The sequence below is a fragment of the Luteimicrobium sp. NPDC057192 genome, from assembly GCF_042670205.1.
GTDB lineage: Bacteria > Actinomycetota > Actinomycetes > Actinomycetales > Cellulomonadaceae > Luteimicrobium.
Genome location: NZ_JBHUWD010000029.1, coordinates 31,797 through 52,439, shown reverse-complemented (window position 1 = coordinate 52,439; position 20,643 = coordinate 31,797). Strand labels below are relative to the sequence as shown.

Annotated in this window: 17 protein-coding genes; 9 read left to right on the top strand and 8 right to left on the bottom strand. The window is 74.8% G+C overall.

What is annotated here, in order from left to right:
* The first annotated feature begins 10 nt into the window (after nt 1-10).
* The 5 genes from kdpC (at nt 11) to ACFT5B_RS13850 (ending at nt 5,945) form a co-directional block, all read left to right on the top strand.
* Complete coding sequence (gene kdpC, locus ACFT5B_RS13870; RefSeq protein ID WP_386799215.1) at nt 11-733, top strand: potassium-transporting ATPase subunit KdpC; 723 nt, start codon at nt 11-13, stop codon at nt 731-733.
* Nucleotides 734-828: 95 nt separating this feature from the next.
* Complete coding sequence (locus tag ACFT5B_RS13865; RefSeq protein WP_386799213.1) at nt 829-3,543, top strand: DUF4118 domain-containing protein; 2,715 nt, start codon at nt 829-831, stop codon at nt 3,541-3,543.
* Nucleotides 3,540-4,241 (top strand): response regulator, encoded by a 702-nt coding sequence (locus ACFT5B_RS13860; protein ID WP_386799211.1) that lies wholly within the window; start codon nt 3,540-3,542, stop codon nt 4,239-4,241. The genes ACFT5B_RS13865 and ACFT5B_RS13860 overlap by 4 nt, the downstream gene beginning before the upstream one ends.
* 193 nt (nt 4,242-4,434) lie before the next feature.
* On the top strand, nt 4,435-5,139 hold the full coding sequence (locus ACFT5B_RS13855) for a phosphatase PAP2 family protein (RefSeq protein ID WP_386799209.1): 705 nt from the start codon (nt 4,435-4,437) through the stop codon (nt 5,137-5,139).
* Nucleotides 5,136-5,945: a phosphatase PAP2 family protein gene (locus ACFT5B_RS13850; RefSeq protein ID WP_386799207.1), complete on the top strand. Its 810-nt coding sequence runs from the start codon at nt 5,136-5,138 to the stop codon at nt 5,943-5,945. Before ACFT5B_RS13855 ends, ACFT5B_RS13850 begins: the two co-directional genes overlap by 4 nt.
* On the opposite strand, the gene ACFT5B_RS13845 is transcribed toward ACFT5B_RS13850, so the two are convergent.
* From ACFT5B_RS13845 to ACFT5B_RS13820, 6 genes are all read right to left on the bottom strand, one after another.
* Entirely contained in the window at nt 5,852-6,814 is a 963-nt protein-coding gene (locus tag ACFT5B_RS13845; RefSeq protein WP_386799205.1) for a diacylglycerol/lipid kinase family protein, read from the bottom strand. The genes ACFT5B_RS13850 and ACFT5B_RS13845 overlap by 94 nt on opposite strands.
* A 135-nt stretch (nt 6,815-6,949) precedes the next feature.
* On the bottom strand, nt 6,950-7,822 hold the full coding sequence (locus tag ACFT5B_RS13840) for an ABC transporter permease (RefSeq protein ID WP_386799203.1): 873 nt from the start codon (nt 7,820-7,822) through the stop codon (nt 6,950-6,952).
* A complete protein-coding gene (locus ACFT5B_RS13835; RefSeq protein ID WP_386799201.1) occupies nt 7,819-8,787 on the bottom strand; it encodes an ATP-binding cassette domain-containing protein in 969 nt (322 codons plus the stop codon). Before ACFT5B_RS13835 ends, ACFT5B_RS13840 begins: the two co-directional genes overlap by 4 nt.
* A gap of 175 nt (nt 8,788-8,962) precedes the next feature.
* Nucleotides 8,963-9,865 (bottom strand): DUF4097 domain-containing protein, encoded by a 903-nt coding sequence (locus tag ACFT5B_RS13830; protein ID WP_386799199.1) that lies wholly within the window; start codon nt 9,863-9,865, stop codon nt 8,963-8,965.
* Nucleotides 9,866-9,936: 71 nt separating this feature from the next.
* The gene (locus ACFT5B_RS13825; RefSeq protein ID WP_386799197.1) at nt 9,937-10,470 is read right to left on the bottom strand and encodes a histidine kinase; all 534 of its coding nucleotides are present in this window, start codon (nt 10,468-10,470) and stop codon (nt 9,937-9,939) included.
* 69 nt (nt 10,471-10,539) lie between these two features.
* Entirely contained in the window at nt 10,540-11,544 is a 1,005-nt protein-coding gene (locus tag ACFT5B_RS13820; protein ID WP_386799195.1) for a TrmB family transcriptional regulator, read from the bottom strand.
* Between the two features lie 140 nt (nt 11,545-11,684).
* Between ACFT5B_RS13820 and ACFT5B_RS13815 the strand changes: the two genes are divergently transcribed.
* From ACFT5B_RS13815 to ACFT5B_RS13805, 3 genes are all read left to right on the top strand, one after another.
* Entirely contained in the window at nt 11,685-15,596 is a 3,912-nt protein-coding gene (locus tag ACFT5B_RS13815; RefSeq protein ID WP_386799193.1) for a S8 family serine peptidase, read from the top strand.
* An 80-nt stretch (nt 15,597-15,676) separates the two neighbouring features.
* Nucleotides 15,677-16,765 (top strand): ATP-binding protein, encoded by a 1,089-nt coding sequence (locus ACFT5B_RS13810; RefSeq protein ID WP_386799190.1) that lies wholly within the window; start codon nt 15,677-15,679, stop codon nt 16,763-16,765.
* 58 nt (nt 16,766-16,823) lie between these two features.
* The gene (locus ACFT5B_RS13805) at nt 16,824-17,369 is read left to right on the top strand and encodes a sugar O-acetyltransferase (RefSeq protein WP_386799188.1); all 546 of its coding nucleotides are present in this window, start codon (nt 16,824-16,826) and stop codon (nt 17,367-17,369) included.
* A 4-nt stretch (nt 17,370-17,373) separates the two neighbouring features.
* Here ACFT5B_RS13805 and ACFT5B_RS13800 read toward each other — a convergent pair whose 3' ends face one another.
* Both ACFT5B_RS13800 and ACFT5B_RS13795 read right to left on the bottom strand, forming a co-directional pair.
* A complete protein-coding gene (locus tag ACFT5B_RS13800) occupies nt 17,374-18,552 on the bottom strand; it encodes an MFS transporter (protein ID WP_386799186.1) in 1,179 nt (392 codons plus the stop codon).
* A 50-nt stretch (nt 18,553-18,602) separates the two neighbouring features.
* The gene (locus tag ACFT5B_RS13795) at nt 18,603-19,202 is read right to left on the bottom strand and encodes a TetR/AcrR family transcriptional regulator (protein ID WP_386799183.1); all 600 of its coding nucleotides are present in this window, start codon (nt 19,200-19,202) and stop codon (nt 18,603-18,605) included.
* A 95-nt stretch (nt 19,203-19,297) separates the two neighbouring features.
* On the opposite strand from ACFT5B_RS13795, the gene ACFT5B_RS13790 reads away from it, so the two are divergent.
* Nucleotides 19,298-20,578: an MFS transporter gene (locus ACFT5B_RS13790; RefSeq protein WP_386799181.1), complete on the top strand. Its 1,281-nt coding sequence runs from the start codon at nt 19,298-19,300 to the stop codon at nt 20,576-20,578.
* Nucleotides 20,579-20,643: the final 65 nt, after the last annotated feature.

Below are 20,643 nucleotides of genomic sequence, written 5' to 3'. Positions count from 1 at the left end.
GAGAACCACCATGACCACCGAAGGCCTCGCCCCGGCATCCGACGGCGCCCCCGGCCTCCCGTCCCGAACCGCCGCCCGTCCGACGACGGCCGCGAGCCTCGCCGCCCTGTGGCACCAGGCCTGGGCAGGGCTGCGCGTGCTCGTGCTGCTGACGCTGCTGCTGGGCGTCGTCTATCCGCTCGCCGTGACCGGCGTCGCGAAGGTCGCGTTCCCGTGGCAGGCGCAGGGCTCGCTCCTCACCGCCGACGGCGCGCACACCACGTCGCGCTCCGACGCCGTCGGTTCCGCGCAGCTCGCCCAGGGGTTCGGCGCGATCGACGAGGACCCGCAGTGGTTCCACCCGCGGCCCTCGCTCGCCGGGGACGGCTGGGACACGCTCGCGTCGGGCGGCTCGAACCTCGGCCCGAACAGCACCGACCTCGTGTCGACCATCGGGGAGCGGCGCGCCCAGGTCGCCGCGGCGGACGGCGTCGACCCGGCGTCCGTCCCGCCCGACGCCGTCACGGCGTCCGCGTCCGGGCTCGACCCCGACATCTCGCCCGCGTACGCGCGCGAGCAGGTCGCGCGGGTCGCGGAGGCGCGCGGGCTCTCGGTCGCCCAGGTCCGCACGCTCGTCGACGACCACACCGAGGGCCGCGACCTCGGCGTCCTCGGGGACCCGCGCGTCGACGTCCTCGAGCTGAACCTCGCGCTCGAGCGGCTCGCCGGCGGCAGCGGCGTCGACGGGTCGTGACCCGCGGCGACGCGGCGCCGTCGGGCGGGCCGGGCCCGGCGGCGTCGGGCGGGCCGGGCGCGCCGCCCGACCCTCCGAGCACCGATGATGGGGGCATGAACCGCGGGCGCCTCACGGTCTACCTCGGCTCCGCGCCCGGCGTCGGGAAGACCTTCAAGATGCTCGACGAGGCGCGGCGCCGGCGCGCGCGCGGGACCGACGTCCTCGTGGGGCTCGTCGAGACCCACGGCCGCGCCGAGACCGCGGCCGCGGTCGGCGACCTCGAGGTCGTGCCGCGGGCGCGTGTCGAGTACCGCGGGACCGTCCTCGAGGAGCTGGACGTCGACGCGGTCCTCGCACGGCGGCCCGAGGTGGTCCTCGTCGACGAGCTCGCGCACACCAACGCCCCCGGCTCCGCGCGGCCGAAGCGCTGGCAGGACGTCGACGTGCTCCTCGACGCGGGCCTCGACGTCATCACGACGGTCAACGTCCAGCACCTCGAGTCCCTCAACGCGGACGTCGAGGCCATCACGGGCATCCGCCAGCGCGAGACCGTGCCCGACCGGGTGGTCCGCGAGGCCGACCAGATCCAGCTCGTCGACCTGTCGCCGCACGCGCTCCGCCGCCGCCTCGCGCACGGCAGCGTGTACCGGCCCGAGCAGATCGACGCGTCGCTCGCCGCGTACTTCCGCGAGGGCAACCTCACCGCGCTCCGCGAGCTCGCGCTGCTGTGGCTCGCCGACCGCGTCGACGACGCGCTCGCCCGGTATCGCGAGCAGCACGCGATCACGGGGACGTGGCCCGCGCGCGAGCGCGTCGTCGTTGCCGTCACCGGGGGCCCCGAGGGGGACACCCTGCTGCGGCGCGGGGCGCGGATCGTCGAGCGCGCCGCCGGGTCCGAGCTGCACGCCGTCCACGTCCTCGCGACCGACGGCCTGCCCGGGCCGCCACCGGGCGCGATCACCGCCGCCCGGCAACTCGTCGAGTCCCTCGGCGGGACCTTCCACACGGTCGTCGGGGAGGACGTCGCGACCGCCGTCGTCGACTTCGCGCGGGGTATCAACGCCACGATGATCGTCGTCGGCGTGTCCCGGCACTCGCGGTGGCGCGAGGCCGTCGTCGGCTCGACGGCGGCGCGCGTCGTCCAGCTCGCCGGGTCCGTCGACGTGCACCTCGTGACCCACGAGCAGGCCCGCAAGGAACGGTTCGTGCGCGGCCGGTGGAGCTCGCTCTCGCGGGCGCGCCGTGCGTGGGGCTGGGCGGCGGCCGTCGTGGTGCCGGGGATCCTCGTCGCCGCGCTCTCCTTCGGGGACGGCGTCAGCCTGTCCGTCGACGTGCTCCTCTACCTCGTGGGCGTCGTCGGGGTCGCGCTCCTCGGCGGGATGTGGCCGGCGCTCGCGGCCGCCGTGCTGTCGTTCGCGTGCCTCAACTGGTTCTTCACGCCGCCGACCGGCCGGTTCACCGTCGCGCAGGGCGAGAACGTCGCGACGCTCGCGGTGTTCGTGGTCGTGGCGGCGTCCGTCGCGGCGGTGGTCGACGTGTCCGCCCGACGCGCGGCCGAGGCCTCGCAGGCGCGGGCGGAGGCGAGCACCCTCGCGTCGCTCTCGCGGTCCGTGCTCGCGGGAGAGGACTCGCCCGAGGCCGTCGTCGCGCGGCTCGTGACGACGTTCGGGCTGGAGGGCGCGCGTCTCGAGGAACGCCCGGCGCCGAGTGCGCCGTACGAGGTGGTCGCCTCCGCGGGGCCGCGCCCGACCCGCACCCCCGCCGAGGGCGACGCGCGGGCCGCCGAGGGTGACGCTGCGTCCGCCGAGGGTGACGCCGCGTTCGCCGACGGTGACGTTCGGTCCGCCGACGGTGACGTTCGGTCCGCCGACGGTGACGTTCGGTCCGCCGACGGTGACGCGCGGGAGGGCTCGGTCGTCGACGTCGACCCGCTGCGCCGGCTCGTCGTGTCCGGCCCGCCGCTGCCGGCCGCGGACCGCCAGGTGCTCGAGGCGTTCGCGGCGCAGGCGGGCATCGTCCTGGAGCGCCGGAGGCTGGCGGAGCGGGCGTCGCGTGCTGCGGTGCTCGAGGAGGCCGACGCCGCGCGGACCGCCCTGCTCGCCGCCGTCTCGCACGACCTGCGCACGCCGCTCGCGTCCATCCGGACCGCCGTCGACGGGCTCGCCGCTCAGGACGTGGTGCTCGACGAGGAGGACCAGGAGGCGCTCGTCGCGACCGCCGACGCCGCGACGACCCGGCTCGAGCGGCTCATCGAGAACCTCCTCGACCTGTCGCGCCTCCAGGTGGGCGGTCTGCGGCCGCGGCTCGTGACGGCGTCGCTCGACGAGGTGGTGCCCGTCGTCCTCGAGGCGTTCCCCGCGGAGCGCGTCGTGTCCGACGTCCCCGAGGATCTCCCGCTCGTCACGACGGACGCCGGCCTGCTGGAGCGCGTCGTCGCGAACGTCGTCGCGAACGCGGTCCGGTTCCAGCCGGCCGGGACGCCGGTGCGGCTGACGGCGTCCGCGGACGCGCAGGCGGTCGAGCTGCGCGTCGTCGACACGGGCCCGGGCGTCGACGACGAGCGCAAGGAGCGCATGTTCGACGCCTTCCAGCGCCTCGACGACACGAGCGCGGGCGGTCTGGGCCTCGGCCTCGCCGTCGCGCGGGGCCTCGCCCGGGCGGTCGGTGCGACGCTCGACCCCGAGGACACGCCGGGCGGCGGCCTGACGATGGTCCTCCGGGCGCCGCGTGCGAGCCTGCCGGTGGGCGGCGGGCCCTGGCACGCGGCGCTCCCGTCGGACTCGACCGCCCGGCCGGTGACCCCCGCGACCCCTGAGGAGACCGCGTGACCCCTGCCCCCGAACCCGCAGGCAGCCGCGTGCTCGTCGTCGACGACGACGCCGGGCTCGTCCGCGCGCTCGCGATCAACCTGCGCGCCCACGGCTGGCTCGTGACCACCGCGGCCTCGGGCCGGGACGGGCTGGACGCCGTCGCGCGCGACCATCCGGACGTCGTCGTGCTGGACCTCGGGCTGCCCGACCTCGCGGGTCTCGACGTCATCGCGGGGATCCGGGGGTGGAGCCGGGTGCCGATCGTGGTGCTGTCGGCCCGACAGCTCGGCGAGGACAAGGTCGACGCGCTCGACGCCGGCGCCGACGACTACGTGACCAAGCCGTTCGCGATGAACGAGCTCATGGCCCGGCTGCGGGCCGCGGTGCGCCGGGCCGAGCCGGGGGACGGCGACGAGCCCGTCGTCGAGGCCGGGGACCTGCACGTCGACCTGGCCCGCCGGACCGTCACGCGCCACGGCGAGGAGGTCCGCCTGAGCCCGACGGAGTGGGCCCTGCTCGAGGTGCTGGTCCGCAACCGGGGTCGGATGGTCGGGCGCGAGCAGCTCCTGCACGAGGTGTGGGGGCCGTCGTACGGGACGGAGAGCCACTACCTGCGCGTGTACGTCGCGCAGCTCCGCCGCAAGCTCGAGGACGACGCCGCCGCTCCCCGCCACCTCCTCACGCACCCGGGTGCGGGCTACCGCTTCGAGCCCTGACCCGCGTCACACGTCGCTCGCTCCGACCGGAGGCACGCGAGGTAGCGCCCTTCGCTCGACGTAGCGCGAACTCCGCGCTACGTCGGGCGAGAAGCGCTACCTCGCGCCGTCCGCGCGCTGCGACGGTCGGCCGACCGCACGGGGAGGCGGCGCTCGGCGAGCGTGCGAGTCCGCGGCCGCTTAACCTCCCTGGATGCGAACCCGACCGAGCCGACGCCGCGCCCTGCTCCGGGCGGCGGGGTTCGGACTCGTGTTCGTCGTGCCGGTCGCGGTCCTCGCGTACCTGGTGCGGGCGCAGTCCGACGTGGTGGTCGAGCGCGACCACGACATCATCCGCGCCGCGACCGACTGGACGCGGGACCACCCCGTCGCGCACGACGTCCTGCTGGTCTGGCAGGAGGTCTTCAACGTCCGGTGGGTCGCGCTCGCAGGTCTCCTGACGTGCGCGTGGTTCGGCTGGCGCCACCACGGACTGCGCACCCGCGCCCTGTGGGCGGCCGGCACGATCGCGGGCGCCTGGGCGCTCCAGCTCGGCGTCAAGACGCTCGTCGGCCGGGCCCGGCCGGTGGTCGAGGACGCCGTCGCTCACGCACCGGGGTCGTCCTTCCCGTCCGGCCACGCCACGCAGATCACCGCCACGACCGTCACGCTCACGTTGCTCGTCTGGCCGCTGCTCGGGCCGCGGGGACGCGTCGTCGTTCCCGTGGTCTCCGGCGTCCTCGTGCTGCTCACCGGTCTCGACCGGGTGCTCCTGGGCGTCCACTTCCCGTCCGACGTCGTCGCCGGCATGCTCCTCGGGGGCGGCCTCGCGGGCGCGTCGTACGTGGGCTACCGCGGCTGGAACCCGCTCCCGACACTTCCTTCCGACCCTCCGAGAGGACCCGTGAACCGCCCGTGACCCTGCCTGTCACCGCCGAGAGCCGCGGCGACCGCTTCGTCCACCGCTACGAGCTCGACCCGAGCAGGCCGCAGGTCACGGCCGCGCTGCGGGACGCCGGGGTCCGCGCGCTCGCTCCCGCCGTCCTGTGGTGGGCCGTCGTCGTCGCGTCGGGCCTCGTGATCGTGCACGTGCTCGACGGCTTCCGGACCGAGGACGCCGTCGACCGCTGGTTCGCGCACCACCGGACCACGACCCTCGACACCGTGAGCGCCGTGTTCAGCACGATCGGTTCGACCCCGTACGCGATCGGGGCGTGCGTCCTGGTCGCGCTGCTCGTCCTGTGGCGCACGCGGCAGTGGTGGTTCGCCGTCGTCGCGCCGCTCGCCCTGTCGCTGCAGGCGCTCGTGTTCGCGTCGTCGGCGACCGTCGTCGGCCGCTCGCGGCCCGACGTGGTCAAGCTCGACGACTCCCCGCCGACCTCGAGCTTCCCGAGCGGCCACACCTCGGCGAGCTCGGCGCTGTACTTCACGGTCGCGTTGATCGCGCAGCGCATCGAGCACGACGTCCTGCGCCGGACCGTGACCGTTGTGGCGCTCCTGGTCCCGTTCTGCGTCGCGACGGCGCGGCTCTACCGGGGCATGCACGCACCGCTCGACGTGACCTTCGGGCTCCTCAACGGGACGGTGTGCATGGTGCTGGCGTGGGGCTACCTGCGCCGGGACGTGCGCGCTCAGCAGCTGCAGGGCACGCAGACGCGGAGCGCGGCCGGCCGGACCGTCACGTCGAGCGTGGTGGACGGCTCGACGACGTCGCCGTCGACCTGACGCCGCTCCGCCCGCTCGGCCCGCACGACGACGTGCGAGCCGCGCAGCAGCTCACGCCGGGGGACGTGCCGACGCCGCATGGCGACGCCCACGAGCAGGTGCAGCCAGTGCCACGCGTTCCGGGGGGCAAGGACGGCGACCTCGAGCACGCCGCTGTCGGCCTCGGCGTCGGGCAGCAGCTCGAGCGCGCCCTGCAGCCGCCCGACGTTTCCCACGACGACCGTGCGCACGTGCCGGCGCAGCGGTTCGCCGTCGTCCACCACGACCTCGACGCGCAGCTCGTCGTCGAACAGGTGCTTGATCGCGGCCACGACGTAGGCCACCGGTCCCGCCGCGTTCTTGAGGCGCGTCGGGGCGTCGTCCATGATCGCCGCGTCCAGGCCGATCCCCGCCATGACGACGAACGCGGTGCCGTCGCCGGGCTCGGCCGCGCCGCTGCCGTCGTCGGCGACCGTGCCCACGTCGATGCGGCACCGGTCACCCTGCAGGACGACGTCGAGCGCCTCGTCGAGGTCCGTCGGGATGCCCAGGTTCCCGGCCAGCAGGTTGCCGGTGCCTCCGGGGAGGACGCCGAGGGCGGCGCGGGTGCCCGCGAGCCCCTGGACCGCGGCCCGGACGGTCCCGTCGCCCCCGCACACCAGCACGACCTCGGCGCCGTCGTCGGCGGCCTGGCGCGCCTGACCGGTGCCGGGGTCGTCGGCCGTCGTCTCGAACCAGGCCGGCTCGGGCCAGCCCGCCTTCGTGAGCCGCTCCGAGATACGGCGCCGCAGGGCGTCCGCGTCGTCGAGGCGGTTCGGGTTGAGGACCACGGCGACGGACCCGGGGACCAGGTCGGCGTGCTGGGCGGGGTGCTGAAGGGCGTCGGTCACCCGCCGATGATCTCGGATCTCGGGTTCCCACGCCGGGCGAGCGGGGCGTGAGGCGTGCGCGAGGTAGCGCTCTTCGCCCGAGGTAGCACGGAATCCGTGCTAAGTCGGGCGAAGAGCGCTACCTCGCGGAGAGGGTCAGGCGGCGGCACGCTCCTTGCGGAACAGCGCCAGCGCCCACACGTACGACCCGACCCCGATGACGACGGCCCAGATCAGCGTCGCGACGACGTCGGACGTCTGCACCGACCCGGAGAGCAGGCCGCGGACCGTGTCGATGAACGGCGTGAACGGCTGGTGCTCGGCGAACCACGCGAGCCAGCCCGGCATCGAGTCGACGGGCACGAACCCGCTGCCGAGGAACGGCAGGAGGATGAGGATCATCGGCAGGTTGCTGGCCGTCTCGACGCTCTTCGCGACGAGCCCGAACGCGGCGCCGAGCCACACGATCGCGAACGACAGCAGGACGACGATGCCGAGCAGCGCGAGCCAGTCCGCGGGGGACGCCGCCGGCCGGTACCCCATGAGGAGCGCGAGGCCGAGCACGAGGGCCGACGTGAGGACCGCCTCGATGGTCACGGCGAGCACGTGCCCGCCGATGATCGACCCGCGCGAGACCGGCATGGTGCGGAACCGCGAGGCGATGCCCCGGGTGACGTCCATCGAGACCGAGATCGCGACCCCCGACGCCGCCCCCGCGATGGCCATGACGAGGATGGTCGGGGCGACGAACGCGAGGTACGCCGCGCGGCCCGTCTCGCCGCCCGTGAGGGCCAGGACGTCGGCGGGGAGGCCCGCGCCGAGCGTCCCGCCGAACACGTAGACGGACAGCAGGAGGAACAGGACCGGACCGCCGATGACGAACACCGTCAGGCCGGGGTAGCGCAGGATGTGCAGCAGGTTGCGCCGCAGCATGGTGACCCAGTCGCGCGCGGTCGAGGTGCGTCGTCGGGCCGGGGCCTGCGAGCCCGTGGGGCCGGCGGGCGCGAACGTGGTGGGTGCGGTGGTCATGACAGCTCCTTCGCGGTCGCCGCGCGGCCGGTGCCGGCGGGCTGGGTGAGGGACAGGAAGACCTCGTCGAGGTCGGGGGTCTCGACGGTGACGCTCGCCGAGGTGACGCCGGCGTCCTCGAGCCGGCCGAGGACGTCACGGACGGACGCCAGGTCGTCGGCGCTGGGGATGCGGGCGCTCAGGGTGGCGTCGTCGCGGACGGCGTCGGGGAAGGCGCGGACGACCGTGTCGAGCTGGGCGGGCTCCGTGACCTCGACCCGGACGTGCCCGCCCGGGACCCGCCGTTTGAGCTCGGCGGGCGTGCCCTCGGCGACGATCCGGCCGCCGTCGAGCACGCCGACCGTGTCGGCGAGCTGGTCGGCCTCCTCGAGGTACTGCGTCGTGAGGAGGATCGTGGTCCCCTCGGCGACGATCTCCCGGACGATGTCCCAGAGCTCGCGCCGGCTGCGCGGGTCGAGGCCCGTGGACGGCTCGTCGAGGTAGATCACGCTCGGCCCGCCGACCAGGGTCATGGCGAGGTCGAGCTTGCGGGTCATGCCGCCCGAGTAGGTCGCGGCGGTGCGGTCGGCGGAGTCGGCGAGCCCGAACCGCTCGAGCAGCTCTGCGGCCCGACGACGTCCCTCGGCCTTGGGCAGGTGGAGCAGGTCCGCCATGAGCCGCAGGTTCTCGGTGCCGGTCAGGAGGTCGTCGACCGCGGAGAGCTGGCCGGTGACCCCGATCGCGCCGCGGACGGCGTCGGCCTCGCGGACGACGTCGTGCCCGGCGACCCGCGCCGTCCCCGAGTCGGGGCGGAGGAGGGTAGCGAGGGTCGAGACGAGCGTCGTCTTGCCGGCGCCGTTGGGGCCGAGCAGGGCGTAGACGGTGCCCTGGGGGACGGTGAGCGAGACGTCGTCGAGGACGACGTGGTCGCCGTAGGACCGGCGGAGGTGGTCGACCTCGATGGCCGGTGTGGTGGTGGGGAGCATGGTAATTCCTCTCATCAAGGACATCTCGGACCTGATTCAGGGTGTGCGGGGCCGCGCCACCGGCGTCGTCGATGCGGGTGGCCCGGGAGAGCGGGACTTCGCCGAGGTAGACCGGCGGCCGTACGACGTGGCGAGGTATGCGGGCGGCCGTACTACTTCGGGGGAGTGGGCGGGGTCAGGCGAGCGGGCGGCGGACGGTGACGTCGCCCCAGCTCGTCTGGGCGTGGATCTCGACGGTGGCGCCGGCGTCGGGCGCGCCGGCCTGGTCGGAGCCCGGCGCGGACGTCGGCTCGAGCTCGCTGCGGACGAGGCCGCTCTTGGAACCGAGGTCGAGCCACGCGGCGACGCCCTCGGGGACGCCGACCTCGATCGAGCCGTACCCGGACTCGATCCGGACCTGGCCGCGGTCGATCCGCTCGACGACGGTCTGGCCGTAGCTGCCCTTGACCTCGACGTCGCCGCGCGCGTTCTCGACGGTGACGTCGGCGTGCGCGCTCTTGACGGCGAGGGTTCCCGTGATCTCGCCGATGGTCGTGGAGCCGTTGTTGCACTTCACGGTCGCGTCGCCCGCGATCTCCCGGACGCGCACGGCACCGGCCGCGGCGGTGAGCGTGACCGTGCCGGTGGCGCGGCCGACGGTGATCGCCCCGGCGGAGCTCTGCAGCTCGAGGGGGCCGGCCTCGTCGACCCGGAGGTCGCCGGCCGAGGTGCGGAACGTGACGGCGCCCAGGATGCCGCGGGTCACGAGGTTGCCCGCGGCGAGCCGGCCGCGGAGCTCCGAGCCCTCGGGCAGCTCGACGAGCACGTCGACCGAGTCCTTGGACGGGCCGAGCGGGTTGAACCGCCACGACCGCGGCGTCCGGATCTGGACGACGCCGTCCGCGAGCTCGACGGTCGTGTCGGAGGCGAGCCGGACGTCGCCGCTCCGGTCGGGCCGGTGCGGCGACACCGTCACGAGGGTGTCGTCGCGGTCGCTCGCGACGACCTCGAGCCGCGCCCAGGCGAGCTCGGCGTCGAGGACGACCGGGCCGGGCGTCGGGAACTGCTTCGGGCTGGGGGTGATGGTCTGGCTGGTCATGGTCTTTCCCCTTGCTGCGTGATGGTCGGACTGGCGTGTGATGGTCGGACGGTCTCGGAGGGAGGCCGGTGCTACCGGGCCCAGCCGGTCACGCGGCGGCCGTCGGCGACGGCGGGCGTGGTGCCGGGCTGGGGGGCGTGGATGGGCTCGAGGGCGGTGGCGACCGCGCGGACGAGCCAGGTGTTGAGCGAGACGCCGTCGCGGACGGCGGCCGCCTCGACCTGCGTCTTGAGCTGGTCGGGCAGGCGGAGCGTGGTGCGGGTCGTGGGGGCGTCGTCGGGGACGGTGACCGCGGATGCGGCGGGCATGGCGACGACGGGCTGTGGTGTCGGCGTGGTGTCACGCTCGGCGAACGTCGACGCCGCCGGCGCGTTGACCACGAACTCGGGGTCACGCCCGCGGAGCCGCACGTCGACACCCCCGGGAGCGAGCTCGGCGCTGATCTCGCCCGCCGCCTCGGAGAGCGCCTCGAGCAGCACGAGCCGGGTGGCCGCGTCGAGCGGCAGGACGAGCCGCTCGGCGACGGCGCGGGCCTCGTCGCCGGCGGCCTCGGCCGCGCTCACGAGCTGGCGCTGGAGTTCGTCGACGTATCCGTGGAGTTCCATGACATCAACAATGACACCACGGTGGTGTCACGTCAAGAGATCTGACACCACGAGTTCCTGCTCGTGGTGTCAGATGGTGTCGCCGGGGTCAGGGATCCAGCCCGATCGGGCTGCGTACCAGCCGAGCTGGAGGCGCGTCGTCACCCCGGCGAGCACCATCAGGCCCTGGACCCGGCGCTGCACCGTGCGCAGCGACGTGCCGAGGTGGCGCCCGATCACCTCGTCCGTGAAGCCCAGGAGCAGGAGCCCGAGGACCGCGGCGTCGAGGTCTCCGAGCCGCGCGCCCACCGGGGCGGCGAGCGCACCCGCGTCCGTCACCAGGGGAGTCGCGCGCGCCCAGTGGGCCTCCCAGAGCGCGACGACGATGTCGAGCAGCGCCGACTCGCGGATGAGCAGCGCCGAGCCTGCCTCGTCGCCGCCGGGTCCGCTCGACGCCGTCGCGACGAACGCGAGCCGGCGGTCCACGATGACGACCTTCGCGGGCACGCGGTCGTCGAACCGGACCTCCTCGCCCGCCCGCTGCGCGGCACGCACCTGCTCGACCGTGAGTGCGCCCGTGTGGAGCATCGCGCGGTCGACGACGGCGCGGTACTGCACCCCGCGCTCGACGGCGCGGTCCTCCGCGGTGTTCTCGGCGCCGCTCACGAACGAGACGGGAGGGCGCACGAACGCCTCGACGCGCTCCCGGGCGCCGAGCTGGAGCTGGGCGAAGCGCTGCCGGACGGCGTCGGCGCCCTCGACGACGTCGACCACGTCGTCGGGGCTGCGGCCGGCGACGGCGTCGCGGTAGAGCGCGTCGAGCCGGCCGAGCTCGAGCTCGGTGGTGCGCAGGTCGTTGCGCCGCTCGGTGAGGAGCGCGCCGAGCGCGATCGACGGCGGCGCGGCGGCGAACGAGCCGTCCGTTCCTCGGGTCACGAGGCCGTGCGCCTCCAGGGTGGCGAGGGCGCCCACGAGGTCGTCGGGCGGCTCGCCGAGGTGGGCCGCGAGCTGCTCGTGGGAGGCGGACGGGAGGCCCACGACGGTCCGGTAGGCACGGGTCTCGAGAGGGGTCAGGCCCAGCACGCGGTCGAGCATGGCATCTCCCCGTCACGCGGCCGAAACATCGGTCTGGCGGAGACCCGCCATGGCGTAATCCTGCCGCGCGTCCCTGCTTGTGACCCGGGACACGCCGCGGGCAGGGTCGATCCACCACGACCTTCACGAAGGAGACGACCGTGACTCATCCGCCTCGCAGACGCGCGCTGCGGCCGACGGCGGTGGTCGCCGCCGTCGCCTTCGCGGCCACGGGCCTCACCGGCGCCGCCGCGGCGTCGGGAGCCGACCGCGCGACGACGCCAGCGACCTCGGGAACCAGCCGTGGCGACGACGGCGCCGCCACCGCCCCGACGACCCCCGCCCTCGCCGACGGCTCCACGACCGTCACCCTCGTCACGGGCGACGTGCTCGACGTGAGCGTGACCGACCAGGGCACGCTCGCGGTCGCGACCGACGCGAGCACGGGCTCGCACGGCGCGGTGCTGATCCAGACCGTCGGCGGGCACGTCGTCGCGACCCCGACGGCGGCGCTGCCGTACGTCGCGGCGGGCGTCCTCGACCGGCGGCTCTTCGACGTCACCCAGCTGCTCGAGGACCGCTACGACGACGAGACGACCTCGTCCGTCCCGCTCGTCGCCCAGTACGCGCCGACCCGTGCCGCACGGAGCGCCCTGCCCGCCGCCCGCACGGTCCGCAGCCTGCCGAGCATCGACGGTGCCGCGCTCGCGACGAGCAAGAAGGACGCCACGTCCTTCTGGAAAGCGCTGGCGGCGCCGAAGGCCGCGAAGGCCCGCTCGGCGTCGTCGTCGGTCTCGCTCGCCGGCGGCGTCACGAAGCTGTGGCTCGACGGCCGCGTGCAGTCGACCGACACCACGGGTTCGGCCGGCAACGCCTCGGCCGCGCAGGCCGCCTCCGCCCAGGCTGCGGCTGCGACGAAGACGGCCGGGACCGGCAGTGCGGCGTCGGCGGCGCTGGACTGGAGCCGCACGATCGTGGGCGCCGACAAGGCGTGGGCCGAGGGCTACGACGGCACGGGCTCGACGGTCGCGGTCCTCGACACGGGCGTCGACGCGACCCACCCCGACCTCGCGGGCGCGATCACGACCACGAAGTCCTTCGTCCCTGCCGAGCAGGCCGACGTCGACGTCGTCGGGCACGGGACGCACGTGTCGTCCACGGTGCTCGGCCGCGGCACGGAGAGCGACGGCGAGTACACCGGCGTCGCACCCGGCGCGAAGCTCCTCATGGGCAAGGTCCTGGGCGACGACGGCTACGGCCAGGACTCGTGGATCGTCGCGGGCATGGAGTGGGGTGCCGCGAACGCGGACGTCGTCTCGATGAGCCTCGGGGACCCCACGCTCACGGACGGCAAGGATCCCATCTCGCAGGCGCTGAACACGCTGTCCGAGGAGACGGGCACCCTGTTCGTCGTCGCGGCCGGCAACGCGTACGGCTCGGGCACGGTGAGCGCGCCCGGTGCAGCCGACGACGCCCTGACCGTCGGCGCGACGGACAGCACGGACCACCGCGCGGAGTTCTCGAGCTGGGGCCCGCGCACCGGCGACGACGCGATCAAGCCGGACCTGTCCGCCCCCGGCCAGGGCATCGTGGCCGCACGCTCGCAGCAGGCGCAGGACGGCGGCGAGGGCTGGTACACCTCGATGGACGGCACGTCGATGGCGACGCCGCACGTCGCGGGCGCCGCGGCGATCGTCCACCAGGCGCACCCCGACTGGACGGGGCAGGAGCTCAAGGCGGCGCTCGTCTCGTCGACGGACGCCCTCGACGAGACGGTCTACGAGGTCGGCTCGGGGCGGCTCGACGTCCCGGCTGCGCTCGACGGCGTCGACGCATCGGGCTCGGGCTTCCTCGGCGGGTACGACTGGCCGCACGACGGCGACGACCCGGTCACGAGGACCCTCACCTACACGAACGCGACGGACGCGGCCGTGACGCTCGACCTCGCCCTCACGCTCGACGACCCCGACGGTCACAAGACCGACGCCGCGCACCTGTCCGCGAGCACGGTCACCGTCCCGGCGCACGGCTCGTCGGACGTGACGCTCACCGGCGACGTCGACGACTTCACCGGCTACGGCAGCTTCACGGGCGAGGTCGTGGGCACGGTGGAGGGCGCGGCCAGGACGGTCCGCACCTCGGTGGCGCTCTACCGCGAGTCCGAGCGGTACACCCTGGACCTCGCGGCGCTCGGACGGGACGGCAAGCCGGTCGGCGGCACGGTCGAGTTCTACCGCTACGGCGACCAGTACGCGTACGCGCTGCCGATCGACCCCGCCACGGGCAGGGTCGCTGCTCAGCGCCTCGCGCCCGGGACCTACGTCGCGACGGCGTACCTCGACGTCGCGGGTGCGAAGCCCGGGACGTCCGGGGTGGCGCTCGTCGGGAACCCGCACCTCGTCATCAGCGACCACGACGTCGACCTCACGCTCGACGCGAGCAAGGCCGTCCCTGTCACGCTGACGACGCCCAGGGCCAGCAAGGTCGCCTCGGAGCGGCTGCAGTGGTTCCACGACTCGGGGATCGGCGGGACGTACGCGACGTACGGCTCGACGCTCCAGCTCCCCTCCGCGACGACGTCGCTCTACGCCGCGCCGACCGGGAAGGTCGCGGGCGGCCGGTACGAGTTCGCGGTCCGCTGGCGCGCCACCCAGCCGCCGCTCGACGTGGCCGCCCAGGGCAAGGGCAAGCCGGTCGCGCTCGACGCGACCTACCTGAACGGGTCGGCGCGGCTCGACGGCAAGGTCCGGCTCGCGGCCGTGAAGGTCGGGGCGGGTGCGTCCGCGGACTACCCGGCGTCCGGCGTGCGGGGCAAGGCGGTCGTCGTGACGCCCGCCGGCGACGTCGACACGTTCGCCGCGCAGCTCACCACGGCGCAGGACGCGGGTGCGGCGCTCGTCGTCCTGGCCGCCGGCGACGACTCCGTCGCAGGCGTGTACCTGGGCGGGGTCACGGTGCCCGTCGTGCTCGCCACGCCGACGACGTCCGCAGGGCTGACGGCGCTGCTCGCGCGGGGTTCCGTGACCCTCGCGGGGACCGCGCTCGCGAGCCCGGGCTACCTCTACGACGTGTCGCAGAGCTACCCCGGCGCGATCCCGGCGACGCTCTCCGTCCGTCCCGCCGCCCGGACGCTCGCCACGGTCACCTCGGTCTTCTCGGACACGCGGACGCGCACCGCGAACGAGGCGCGGTACGACTGCCGCGACTACCAATGGCCGCCGTGCCTGGGTCAGGTCGACCAGGTGCCGACGGACTCGACCCGCACGGACTACGTGTCCACGCAGGCCGGCACCACCTGGTACTCGGACGTCTACCACCAGACGGGCTGGGAGCAGCGCGGCGAGCAGGAGTCTCTCGCGGCGGGCTCCCGGGTGACGCAGCGGTGGTTCGCGCCGCTCGCGTCGCAGCACACCGGGCCGGGGTACTGGGGGCCGACGAACCAGGACACCTGGTTCACGCTCAACGTGCCGTCGTTCGGCGGTGCCGGTGGGGTCACCGGCACGCGCGACGCGGCCGTCGTCCACTCGAGCCTCAGCGAGGACGGCACCGTGCTCGGCGAGGGCGACAGCCAGGCCGTGTACGTCGACGTGCCCCAGAAGGACGACACGCTGCGGACGTTCACGTTCGAGCAGACCGCGACGAGCGACCCCGGGGACTTCGCGTACAGCACGCGGCAGACCACCGACTGGACGTTCGTCGCGGACACCGCGAGGCCGGCCGACGGCGGGTTCGGTGAGACGACCGCCCTGCCGTTCCTGCAGCTCGGGTACGACGTCGCCACCGACCGGCACGGTACCGTGCGGGCCGGCTCGCTCGTGCCGCTCCGGGTCACTCCGTCGTTCGACGAGGGGGTGGCGCACGCCGGGAAGATCCGCACGGTGAGCGTCAAGGTGAGCTACGACGACGGCGCGACCTGGCGCACCGCTCCGGCGCTCCGGCTCGGGTCGTCCTGGACCACCGTGCTGGCCGTCCCGCGGCATGGCGCGAACGCCGTGAGCCTGCAGGTCACGGCCTCGGACGACGCCGGCAACGCGGTGAAGCAGACCGTGCTCCGGGCGTTCGGGACCCGCTGAGCCCGACGGTTCCCACGCCCGCCCGACGGCGGCGCACGCCCCGCGCTGCGCCGCCGTCGGGCCGCGGCTACCGTGCGAGCATGACCGGCGACATCACCATCGGGACCCTCGCCGACGCGGACGGCGACGCCCCGGCGACGCTCCGCGCGACGCGCTTCAACCGGCACACCTTCTGGTGCGGCCAGAGCGGCTCCGGCAAGACCTACGCGCTCGGCGTCGTGCTCGAGCGACTGCTGCTCGGGACGCAGGTGCCGATGCTCGTCCTCGACCCGAACGCGGACTTCGTCCGCCTGGGGGAGGTCCGTGACGAGACCGACCCCGAGACGGCCGCCGCGCTCGCGGCGCTCGACGTGCGCGTCCTGCGCCCGCGCGGGCTCGGCGACGCCACCCCGCTGCACGTCCGGTACATCGACATGACCCTGCGGGGGCGGGCTGCGACCCTGCAGATCGACCCCGTGCGCGACGCCGCCGAGTACAACGCGCTCCTGCACCTCGAGAGCGAGGTCGGGCCGCTCGAGAGCGACCGCCTCGCGAGCGTGCTGCGCGACTCCGACGACCCCGCGAAGCACGCCCTGCTGCGCCGCCTCGAGAACCTCGGCGTGCTCGACTGGGACGTGTGGGCGCGCGGTCACGAGTCGGCGGAGGACGTCGTCGACGAGCGGCCGCGCGCGACGGTCATGGACCTCGGCGGCTTCCACGAGCAGCTCGAGGCGAAGGTGGCGGCGCTCGCGGTGCTCGACCACCTGTGGGCGACGCGCGAGCAGCGCAAGCCCATGCTCATCGTCATCGACGAGGCCCACAACCTCTGCCGGCCCGACCCCGAGTCCGACGTCGAGGCCGCGCTCACCGAGCGCATCGTGCAGATCGCCGCGGAGGGCCGCAAGTACGGGCTCTGGCTCGTCCTGTCGACCCAGCGGCCGTCGAAGGTGCACGTCAACGCGCTCTCGCAGTGCGACAACCTGGCGCTCATGCGGATGAGCTCGCCGCGCGACCTCGCCGAGCTCGGGGACGTCTTCGGGTACGCGCCCGCGGACCTGCTCGCGGCGTCGCCGCACTTCCTGCAGGGGCAGGCGCTGTTCGCGGGCGGGTTCGTCCCCGAGGCGTCGGTCGTCCAGGTGGCGGCGCGCTGGACGCACGAGGGCGGGTCGGACGTGGCCGTCCCGATCTGACCCGGGACGGTCGACGCCGCGGGCGCGACCCGTGGGCGGCGGGTGCGAGGATCGCCCGGTGTCGAGCGACTACCTGATGGAGATCCACAGCCCCGAGTTCCTGGCCATGGCGGCGCGCGTCGAGGAGGCGTACGCGCTCACCGCGCGGCTCAACGCCCTCCCGTTCGAGGACCGCGACGGCAAGGCCGCGGTCCTCGAGCAGCTCCTCGGGTCGCCGCTGCCGGACAAGGTGACGATCCACCCGCCCTTCTACACGGACCACGGGCTCCACCTCGAGCTGGGGGAGCGGGTGTTCGTGAACCAGGGCTGCACGTTCCTCGACTACGCCGGGATCCGGATCGGGCCGCGCGTCATGATCGCGCCACAGGTCACGTTCATCACCGTCGGGCACCCCGTCGAGCCCGAGCCGCGGCGCCGCTACCTGACCGGCGCTCCTATCGAGGTCGAGGAGAACGTCTGGATCGGCGCGGGCGCCACCATCCTCCCGGGAGTCACGATCGGGAAGGACGCCGTCGTGGCGGCGGGCGCCGTCGTCGCCGACGACGTCCCCGCGGGGAGCCTCGTCACCGGGACCAAGGCGGCGGTCCGCCGGACCTGGGTCTGACCGCTCAGGTCGGCGGAAAAGCCCGGCGCCCGACGAGGACGATCACGAGGCCGGCGGCCACGAGCGCGGCACCCAGCCACGGCAGCGTGCCGAGCCCGTTGCGGTCGAGCACGAGCGCGCCGAGGGCCGCGCCGCCCCCGATGCCCACGTTCGCGGTCGCGTTCACCAGTGCTCCCGCGACGTCGGGGGAGGCGCCGCGGGTCCGCACGGCCGCCGTCTGGAAGATCGAGGCCACGGCGCCGAACGAGGCGCCCCACACCGCGGTCGAGGCGAGCACGCCGCCGCGCGACGGGAACGCGAGGGCGAGCGCCGCGAGCGAGGCCGCGAGCACCGCGAGGACGAGGATCGCCGTCCGGCGCGGGGCGACGTCGAGCCGGGCCGCGCTGAACCACAGGCCGAGGAGGCCGAGCGCGCCCACGCCCAGCAGCACCGGACCGACCCCGTCCTCCGAGACGCCGGAGTGCAGCAGCAGGACGGCGACGTACGTGTAGACGACGTACTGGCCCAGGTAGACGACGGCGTTGGTGGTCACGGCGGTCGCGAGCTGCGGGCGTCGTCCGGTGACCGGGGCGGTGTGCGCGGTGTCCGACTCGACGGGCGGCAGGTACGCCGCGACGAGCACGGTCGTGACGAGGCAGACCCCGGCGAGCACCGCGAACGCGAGCCGCCAGCCGACGGCCGTGCCGAGCGTCGTCGAGAGCGGGACGCCCAGGACGAACCCCGCGGACGCGCCCGCGGTCACGAGCGCCATCGCCCGGCCGGTGAGGTGGGGCCGCACGAGGCGCGCGGCGTACCCGATGCTGAGCGAGAAGAACAGCGCGTGCGCGACCCCTCCCAGGGCACGGGCGCCGGCGACGACCCCGAAGGCGGGCGCGACGGCGACGACGGCGTTGCTCACGGTGTACGCGGCGAGCGTGGTGAGGAGGAGGCCCTTGCGGGGGAGGCGCCGGGTGCCGAGCGTGAGGGGCAGCGCGAGCACGGCGACCATGAACGCGTAGACGGTGACGAGAAGCCCGACGGTCCCGTCGGAGACGTCGAACGCGTCGCCGATCTGCGGCAGGAGCCCGACCGGGAGCATCTCGGTGGTGATCGCGGCGAACGTCGCGAGCGTGAGCGCGACGATCCCGCCGGCCGCGTCGCGGATGCTCGACACCGGCTCGACGGTGGTGCGCGGAGAGGTCACCCGGTCACTCTGGCACGTCGGTCGAAACGATGCGAACGACGGCTGCGCGGTCAGGCGAGCGCGGCGTCCAGCAGGGTCGCGGCGGCGTCGCGGGCGTCGGGCCCGGCGGTCGCGGCGCGGTCGATGCGGATCGCCAGGCCGGCGCCGTCGTAGATCATCTGCAGGCGCCGGGCGAGGGCCTCCGGCTCGCGCGCGCCCGCCTCGCGAGAGAGCTCCGTGAGGACGCCGACCAGCCAGGCGCGGTAGTTCTCCGTCTCCTCGACGGCGGCGCTGCCGGGCTCGGACTCCGCGGCCGCGGCGGTGAACGCGCAGCCCCGGTACCCGGGCTCGGCGAACCGCTCGGCCTGCGCGTCGAAGACGGCGAGCACGCGCTCGCGCGGGTCGGTGTGCGCGGCGACGTGCCGCTCGATCCTCGCCTGGATGCGCTCGTGCCGGAGCACGAGGTACGCGCGGACGAGCTCGTCCTTGGAGCCGTACGTGCTGTAAAGGGACGCCTTGGCGACGCCCGCGTGCTCGATGATCCGGTCGATGCCGACCGTGTGGACGCCCTCCGCGTAGAACAGCTCGTTCGCGGCGTCGAGCAGACGCTCGCGGGCCGTCCGGCGGTCGGTGGCCGACCCGGGGGAGCCGGCGGTGGCTGTCGTGCTCATGTCTTGACTCTAACAGACAGGTCTGTCTACTGTGAAGCCTCGCCAGACAGACCTGTCTGGCTGGCTCGATCGGACCGACCGCCCGGGAGGACGACATGCTCGGCACCCAGACCCACCCGGTCACCGCCCGCGACGACGCGGCTCCCGCGCCGCGCGCCGCAGCCGTCGTCGTCCGGCGCTCCCGCCGCCTGCCCGACGCCGTCGCGTTCGCCCTCCTGCTGTCCGTCATCGTGTTCTTCCTCGCGTCGTCGAGCGCGCCCACGCCGCTCTACGCGACGTACCAGGCGGAGTGGGGGTTCACGCCCATCACGACGACGGCGGTGTTCGCGGTCTACGCGGTCGCCGTGCTCGCGGCGCTGCTCGTGGCGGGCCGCCTCTCGGACCACGTCGGACGGCGCCCGGTGCTGCTCGGCGCCGTCGGCCTCCAGATCGGGTCGATGATCGTCTTCACGACGGCCGCAGGGGTCGACGCGCTCATGCTCGCCCGCGTCGTCCAGGGCGTCGCGACCGGCGCCGCCGCGGGGGCAGTGGGCGCGGCCCTCCTCGACCTCTCGGCCCGGCACGGAACGCTCGCCAACGCGGTCGCCACGCCGATCGGGACCGCGACGGGCGCGCTCGGCGCCGGCGTCCTGGTGCAGTACCTGCCGCAGCCGACCCACCTCGTGTACGACCTCCTGATCGGCGTGTTCGTCGTGCAGGGCATCGGGATCCTGCTCATGGCCGAGACCCTCGCGTGCGCCCGGCCCGGCGCGCTCGCCTCGCTCCGGCCGCGACTGGGGGCGCCCCGTGCCGCGCGCGTCACGCTGCTCGGCGTCGTGCCGGCGCTGTTCGCGAGCTGGTCGCTCGCCGGCCTCTACGGGGCGCTCGGCCCGTCGCTCGTGCACCTCCTGGCGCCGTCCGCGGGGGTGCTCGCCGGAGGAGCGTCGCTGTTCGCGCTCGCCGGGAGCGGCGCGCTCAGCGTGTACCTCGTGCGGTCCGTGCCCGCGCGGACCGTGCTGCTGCTCGCGATGCCGGCGCTCGTCGTCGGGCTCGGCATCGCGCTGGTCTCCCTGTCGACCGGGTCGCTCGCGCTGTTCTTCGTCGGGACCGTCGTCGCGGGGCTCGGGTTCGGCGCGAGCTTCACGGGCGGCATCCGGCTCACCGTGCCGTTCGCCGCCGAGCACGAGCGCGCCGGGCTGCTCTCGGTGCTCTACGTCGTCGCGTACCTCGCGATGGGCGTGCCCGCGGTCGTCGCGGGGGTCCTCGTCGTCGACGGCGGCGGGCTGCTCGCGACCGCCCAGGGGTACGCCGTCGTCGCGATCGGGCTCGCGGTCGTCGCGAGCGTCGTCCTGCTGGTGACCGGCCGCTCGCGCGGCGCCCAGGCCGTCCGCGCCTGAGCGCTCGGCGCGGGTGGTGCGCGACCCCGTCCTCGACGACGGCCGGGTCCCGCCTGGCCTCCGGT